6 protein-coding genes are annotated in these 7,132 nt (G+C 43.5%); 4 read left to right on the top strand and 2 right to left on the bottom strand.

Annotated features, from left to right (window positions below; genetic code table 11):
* Positions 1–156: 156 nt before the first annotated feature.
* The gene (locus L1D50_RS02535; RefSeq protein ID WP_128727841.1) at positions 157–1,683 is read right to left on the bottom strand and encodes a fumarate hydratase; all 1,527 of its coding nucleotides are present in this window, start codon (positions 1,681–1,683) and stop codon (positions 157–159) included.
* A gap of 165 nt (positions 1,684–1,848) precedes the next feature.
* Between L1D50_RS02535 and pabB the strand changes: the two genes are divergently transcribed.
* The 4 genes from pabB to L1D50_RS02515 all read left to right on the top strand — a co-directional run bounded on the left by pabB (position 1,849) and on the right by L1D50_RS02515 (position 5,666).
* On the top strand, positions 1,849–3,198 hold the full coding sequence (gene pabB, locus L1D50_RS02530) for an aminodeoxychorismate synthase component I (protein WP_138521970.1): 1,350 nt from the start codon (positions 1,849–1,851) through the stop codon (positions 3,196–3,198).
* On the top strand, positions 3,188–3,748 hold the full coding sequence (locus L1D50_RS02525) for a CoA pyrophosphatase (RefSeq protein ID WP_128727843.1): 561 nt from the start codon (positions 3,188–3,190) through the stop codon (positions 3,746–3,748). The genes pabB and L1D50_RS02525 overlap by 11 nt, the downstream gene beginning before the upstream one ends.
* A gap of 169 nt (positions 3,749–3,917) precedes the next feature.
* Complete coding sequence (locus L1D50_RS02520; RefSeq protein WP_128727844.1) at positions 3,918–5,294, top strand: L-serine ammonia-lyase; 1,377 nt, start codon at positions 3,918–3,920, stop codon at positions 5,292–5,294.
* 141 nt (positions 5,295–5,435) lie between these two features.
* The gene (locus L1D50_RS02515) at positions 5,436–5,666 is read left to right on the top strand and encodes a hypothetical protein (RefSeq protein ID WP_138521968.1); all 231 of its coding nucleotides are present in this window, start codon (positions 5,436–5,438) and stop codon (positions 5,664–5,666) included.
* An 85-nt stretch (positions 5,667–5,751) separates the two neighbouring features.
* Here the strand turns inward: L1D50_RS02515 and L1D50_RS02510 are convergent, their stop codons facing one another.
* Positions 5,752–7,122, bottom strand: a complete 1,371-nt coding sequence (locus tag L1D50_RS02510) for a YjiH family protein (protein ID WP_128727846.1) — start codon at positions 7,120–7,122, stop codon at positions 5,752–5,754.
* Positions 7,123–7,132 lie beyond the last annotated feature (10 nt).

Here is a 7,132-nt window from a genome sequence, read left to right as displayed (position 1 = left end):
GTTTACGTAAACGGAAGGTAAATTAGTGGTGTAAACATATCAGTACAAAAAAGGAGGCTAATAGCCTCCTCAATAATACTCCAGATCGTTAATTTAACAACGGAGCCAAATGTAGAAATGGAAAGTACCTATACATTTTCCATCAATGCGACTTGATTAGCTAAGTTTGCTATCTAGCTCTTCAATTCGTGCTTTCCAAATTGCAGGGCCTTGGGTATGCGCATTCTCACCGTTGCTGTCAACGGCTACCGTCACCGGCATGTCTTCTACTTCAAATTCGTAGATAGCTTCCATACCTAAGTCTTCAAATGCCACAACACGCGATTTCTTAATAGCTTTAGCCACCAGGTATGCAGCACCACCAACAGCCATAAGATAAACAGCTTTATTTTGTTTGATTGACTCGACGGTTGCTGGACCGCGCTCGGCTTTACCGATCATACCGATAAGACCGGTTTTCTCTAGCATCAAATCAGTAAACTTATCCATACGTGTAGATGTGGTAGGACCTGCTGGACCCACTACTTCATCGCCCACAGCATCCACCGGACCCACGTAATAGATAAACTTATTAGTGAAATCGACACCATCTGGCAAACCTTGCCCAGAATTCATCATTTCTTGTAAACGCTTATGCGCTGCATCTCGACCAGTTAATATTTTGCCTGAAAGCAGCACAGTTTCACCCATTTTCCATTCTTGGATATCTGCTTTGGTCAAAGTATCTAGATTGACACGACGCGTATCTTCACCCACTTCCCAAGTCACTTCTGGCCAATCTTCAAGCTTTGGCGCTTTTAGATCTGCAGGGCCAGAACCATCTAATGTGAAATGTACGTGACGTGTAGCGGCACAGTTAGGGATCATCACCACAGGCTTAGACGCTGCGTGTGTTGGTGCCGTTTTGATTTTTACATCAACAACGGTTGTTAAACCACCAAGACCTTGTGCCCCAATACCAAGCTTGTTTGCACGTTCAAAAATTTCTAGACGCAGTTTTTCTTCTGCGGTTTCGGCACCACGTTCCATCAACTCATGGATATCAACCGGATCCATTAAAGACTCTTTTGCCAACACAGCCGCTTTTTCCGCTGTGCCACCGATACCTATACCTAGCATACCCGGAGGACACCAACCTGCGCCCATTGTCGGTAATGTTTTTTCTACCCATTCTGCAACATCATCTGATGGATTTAGCATCACCATTTTTGTTTTGTTTTCAGAGCCGCCACCCTTCGCTGCAATCATCACTTCAACCTCAGCACCAGGTACTAAGTCAATGTGTACTACCGAAGGCGTATTGTCTTTAGTGTTTTTACGGCTACCTGCCGGATCAGCAACGATTGATGCACGTAGCGGATTATCTGGGTTCATGTAGGCACGACGAGTTCCCTCATCTACCATTTGTTGTACCGTCAAGTCAGTTTTATCCCACTTAACGTCCATACCGACTTTAACGAAGCAGGTTACTATACCCGTATCTTGACACAGCGGACGCTTACCTTCTGCTGACATGCGTGAGTTAATTAAGATCTGTGCAATTGCATCTTTCGCAGCCTTACTTTCTTCTTTTTCGTAGGCTTTTTCTAATGCTTGGACAAAATCAAGTGGGTGGTAAAATGAGATATATTGAAGCGCATCTTCAATGCTATCAATAAAGTCTTGCTGACGGATTGTACTCATGACGGTTCCTCAATTTTCGACGGTATTTTTTTGGTATTGAAACTTTTGCTGGCAATTGTTGTTATTCAGCATCAGAAAGTCAATTTCAATACCTTAAACTATGGAATAGCAGGTAACTATGATAACCTCCCCGCCCGTTTGGGGCTAGCTTTGCAGGTCAAGTAAATGATAAACGAGCGAATAAACTGTACAAAATTAGACATTAGGCATAATGCACTAGAATTATTTGAACACTTTGCAAACGAATCTCAGGCTATCCTGTTAGATTCCAGCGATTCTGATCACATCAATAGCCGCTACGATATCATTGCGATTGCACCAATTAATTTACTTGAAGCTAAAGACGGAAATGTATTTTTAGACGGCAAGCTGCAGATTGAATCTATTTTCACTGTGATGAAAGATAAGCTTGCCCAGTTTAGTAATTGCAGTGCTCCCCATGATTTACCTTTTAATGGCGGTTGGCTTGGTTATTTTGGCTATGATCTTGGCCGTTATATTGAACACATATCACATTGTGCGGAACATGATATTAAGCTTCCCGACGCCTGTGTTGGCTTGTATCCAGACGCGCTAATTTATGACAAAGTAGTCAAAGCTTGGTTTTATGTGTCTCAACCTGATACACAGAGGTTGGAAATGTATTTGCAGCGGCTCGAAGACACCTCAGCGTTCGAGCCATTTAGACTGACATCACAGTGGCAGTCAAACATGACTAGAGCAAAATACGAGCAAAACTTTGAGCGCATTCAATCTTATTTGTTAAGTGGCGACTGTTATCAAATAAATCTAGCACAGCGCTTCACTGCTCACTTTGAGGGAGCTCCGTGGCTCGCGTATAAAAAGCTTCGAAACCACAACCAAGCGCCTTTCTCTGCATTTTTTAACTTGGGAGACAGTGCTATAGTTTCGGTGTCGCCGGAGCGCTTTATTCAAGTTAAAGACAACATTGTAGAAACTAAACCGATTAAAGGCACCTTGCCAAGGTTACCAAATACTGACGCCGACAAAGCGCAAGCTGAAAAACTGAGAAACAGCAGCAAAGACCGAGCCGAGAACGTCATGATAGTTGACCTACTACGTAACGACTTAGGTAAAGTGGCCAAGCCGGGTTCTGTTGCGGTTCCATCACTCTTTGCAATCGAGAGTTTTCCTGCGGTCCACCATCTAGTCAGCACAGTAACGTCTAAACTAGCCGAGGGTAAATGCGCTGTTGATCAACTCGAAGCCGCCTTCCCCGGTGGCTCTATAACAGGTGCCCCTAAGATCCGCGCCATGGAAATCATCGAAGAACTAGAGCCTCACAGACGAAGCGTTTACTGTGGCTCAATCGGCTACCTTAGCGCCTGTGGTAATATGGATACCTCTATCACTATCAGAACCCTAGTTTGTCATCAAAATAGGATACATTGCTGGGCAGGTGGTGGTATAGTCAAAGACTCTCAAGTTCAGTTAGAGTTTGAAGAGACTTACCACAAAGTGAATAAAATTCTCCCGGTATTGAATGAAGATTGATCAGGTTATATCGCAATTTATGTTAGCCCCCATCATGGCGCAAACACCAACCACGCTGCATCCTCTCAAGCAAAGTGCGGTGCTTATTCCTATTGTTGATGTAAATGCTAGTGCCCACCTGTTGTTTTGCAAACGCAGCAGCGAATTACCAAGCCATCCAAGTCAAATTTGCTTTCCTGGCGGCAAAGTCGAACAACAAGATAGTAATATCATCAACACTGCACTGCGCGAGACCGAAGAAGAGATAGGCCTGACAATCTCTGAGTCTCAAGTTCTGGGCATATTACCGTTTATGCAAACACTCACCGGTTACCAAATCACTCCCGTTGTAGCTTCTGTACAACAAGATGCGACTTGGGTAAATCAAAGCGACGAAGTGCAACAAACCTTTACAGTGCCATTAAACCAATTAAGCACGGCCAAGAATTGGCGAACCTTCCGTTTTACCAATAAAGGCAAACCCGTTTCACTCGACGGGTTTATGACAGCGCACGGTTTACTGTGGGGCGCAACGGCAAAAATCGTCAAACAGTTCACCGCCCTATTTTAGCCCTTAACTGGTAAGACCTTTTTTTAAAATCCACCTCCACCTTGCAGATTAGAGACCTTTCTATCATGCTTACTGCAAAACTGGCATATACTTTTGCCGATTATGGGTTACTTCCCTAATTAGACACGTTATGATGGCGTCCGTTTTAAAGGCAATGTGAGTAAAATTTATGATCAGTGCATTCGATATGTTTAGTATCGGTATTGGCCCTTCTTCCTCTCATACAGTGGGACCAATGCGTGCTTCTAGGTTATTCGTACAAGACCTTCAGGCACAAGGCATCGTTGATGATATCACTTCGGTGAAAGTGGAACTGTTCGGTTCTTTAGGCCAAACAGGAATTGGCCACGGCTCTGGCAAAGCTGTTATTTTGGGACTTGCGGGTTACGACCCTGAGACCATAGATGCAGATCTGGTACCAGAGATCTTAGAAACCATAGAAAATGAACAGGTTATCTATCTCGACAAGCAACATAAAGTAAAATTTCCTAAGCAAGGCGCGATTGTTTTTCACCGTCGAAAAACGCTGCCTAAGCACTCCAATGCAATGGAAATTAAAGCATACAAAGGCGAAGAGCTTGCTCATAGCCAAATTTACTACTCGATTGGTGGCGGCTTTATCGTTACCGACCAGAATTTTGAAGCTGAAAAGCAAGCAGCGCTAGATATCAGAACAGAAAACCCCGCACCTTACCCATTCAATTCAGCCGCCGAGCTACTGGAAATGTGTAAAGAGTCTGGGCTCAGTGTGTCTTCGTTAATGATGGCCAACGAGAAAACGCTACGTAAAGAATCTGAAATCAAAGATACGCTATTCCATATCTGGCAGGTGATGAAAGCTTGTATTGAACGTGGTATGAAAACCGAAGGTATTTTACCGGGCGGTTTAAAGGTTCGTCGTCGTGCACCTAGCCTGTATTTAAAACTCAGTGTAGAAACGCACCAAGATCCGCTACGCGCAATGGATTGGGTGGATTTGTTTGCACTAGCAGTTAACGAAGAAAATGCAGCAGGCGGCCGCGTAGTGACCGCACCAACTAATGGCGCAGCCGGTATTCTTCCAGCGGTGTTAATGTACTATCACACTTTTATCAAAGAAGTGGATATAGAGATTGCCACACGTTACCTTCTTACTGCTGCGGCAATTGGGATCTTATATAAGAAGAATGCTTCTATTTCTGGTGCTGAAGTTGGATGCCAAGGTGAAGTAGGAGTTGCATGTTCAATGGCTGCTGGTGCTCTAACCGAAATCATGGGTGGTAACGTCGTACACGTTGAAAACGCCGCCGAGATTGGCATGGAGCATAATCTGGGCCTAACCTGCGACCCTGTCGGTGGGCTTGTGCAAGTTCCGTGTATTGAGCGTAATGCAATGGGTTCTATTAAAGCCATTAACGCATCTCGTCTTGCTTTGCGCGGTACGGGCGATCAAAAAGTGTCACTAGATAAAGTGATTAAAACGATGCTTGATACTGGTAACGACATGAAAACCAAGTATAAAGAAACCGCGCGCGGTGGATTGGCAGTAAATATTATTGAGTGTTAACTGACAATTGTCAGTTCACTTTATAAAACACTAAATGGCATCATGATGATAAATCGTGGTGCCATTTTTTATTGTCACTTGTCTACACTACAATAAACTTATCTTGGTATCACTTATTAACAACAAAGGAGTAAATGCATTATGTCTGGCACTACGATGGTTTTTCTCATTGTGCTTATCTGTGTTGGTAGCGGAATAATCAGTGAGATTTATAAACGCCGCTTAGAATTTAAAAAAATGGATTCTCACAGTAAAGAAGAACGAGAACAGCTGCAATCGGAAATAAACGCGTTAAAATCTAGAGTTGCTACTTTGGAACAAATTGTAACGGACGAGGGTTATCAAGTGAAAAAAGATATCAACAGGTTATGATGCCTCATGTTCAGGTTATTTCGTGTCATAACCCAAATGAAGCTAGAGATGAGCAATCAGCATAAATTGCTCATCTCTAATAGGATCAACCAACCAGCCACTTAGCCATGAAGACAATGACAGGCAAAGTCACAAGCGTTCTTAAAATGAAGATTAAGAATAGCTCCCATAAGTTCACCGGAATTTTACTGCCCAACAGTAACGCACCCACTTCTGACATATAGATAAGCTGAGTTACGCTCATGGCAGCGACGATAAATCGAGTGGTATCGCTTTCAATGGAGCCTGCGGCAAGAATTGACGGAATAAACATATCCGCAAAGCCAACAACGATTGTCTGGGCCGCCTTTTCTGCCTCTGCCACATTGAGTAACTCGAGGTAAGGAACGAAAGGCGTACCTAAATATTGAAATACTGGCGTATGCTCAGCAATGATCAACGCAAATGTACCAACAGCCATTACTACTGGTAATACAGCAAAAACCATATCCAATGCGTTATATAAGCCTTCTTTTACCGTTCCTTTAATACTTGGTGCTGTTTTTGCCTTAGTAAGTGCTATATCTAGAGAGTGACTCAACAACCCCTTCCCTTTAGGCACTGCTTCCGAATCTTCATTATGATCGCTACCATCAACATAAATATCTTTTTTAAATCTGAGCGGTGGTAAGCGCGGCACGATAATCGCTGCAACAAAACCAGCTGCACATACGGTCAAATAAAATGGTGCAAACAAGTGTTCCAGTTTGACTTGACCAATAACGACTAAACAAAAGGTGATGGAAACCGCAGAGAATGTAGTACCAATGATCGCTGCTTCTCGTTGTGTGTAATGCTTATCTTCGTATTGGCGAGCGGTCATCAGAATACCGACGCTACCATCACCAAGCCAAGATGCAACACAGTTTACGGCACTACGTCCGGGCACGCCGAATAATGGTCGCATCACTTTAGTCAAAAGCGTACCAACCATCTCAAGCAAGCCAAAGTTAAGCAAGAGTGGCAGCAATAGTCCGGCTAAAATGAATACACAAAATAGCACGGGCAAAAGGTCATTGAGCACTAACGCCCCTGTATTTTCCGAATGGATCGCTTCTGGACCAACACCATTGAAGGTAAGCACAATAAACACCATACCAACTAGTCGGGTTATTAACCAAATCCAGCTTACATCGAACAGGTGTTTTATTATGGTTATTTTTAATAGCGCTTGGGGTCTTAGAAGTTTAACCACCAGACTCATGATCCCTGTAATACATACTATTGCAACGATCATATCTTTCATAAAATGGGCTAGTTGCGCTTGCAACCATTTTGCCATCACTGCAATCGGGATAGTCATTGCCTCCCCAACCGCCACCGGCGTCATAAACAAAAAAATACCAATCAATGACGGTACGATAAACGCAAACCACGTTTGTAAAGTGGAGCGTGGTGTCATAGTGCTCTCAGTCATTTTTTACTTC

The organism is Pseudoalteromonas sp. Isolate6 (assembly GCF_022398435.1).
GTDB classification, from domain to species: domain Bacteria; phylum Pseudomonadota; class Gammaproteobacteria; order Enterobacterales; family Alteromonadaceae; genus Pseudoalteromonas; species Pseudoalteromonas galatheae.
Note: the sequence above shows the minus strand (reverse complement) of the source record. Positions and strands in the feature narration are given on the sequence as shown.

Coding starts and splice junctions, on each gene's coding strand:
- L1D50_RS02535 (WP_128727841.1), bottom strand. CDS start 1,683: ATGAGTACAATCCGTCAGCAAGACTTTATTGATAGCATTGAAGATGCG.
- pabB (WP_138521970.1), top strand. CDS start 1,849: ATGATAAACGAGCGAATAAACTGTACAAAATTAGACATTAGGCATAAT.
- L1D50_RS02525 (WP_128727843.1), top strand. CDS start 3,188: ATGAAGATTGATCAGGTTATATCGCAATTTATGTTAGCCCCCATCATG.
- L1D50_RS02520 (WP_128727844.1), top strand. CDS start 3,918: ATGATCAGTGCATTCGATATGTTTAGTATCGGTATTGGCCCTTCTTCC.
- L1D50_RS02515 (WP_138521968.1), top strand. CDS start 5,436: ATGTCTGGCACTACGATGGTTTTTCTCATTGTGCTTATCTGTGTTGGT.
- L1D50_RS02510 (WP_128727846.1), bottom strand. CDS start 7,122: ATGACTGAGAGCACTATGACACCACGCTCCACTTTACAAACGTGGTTT.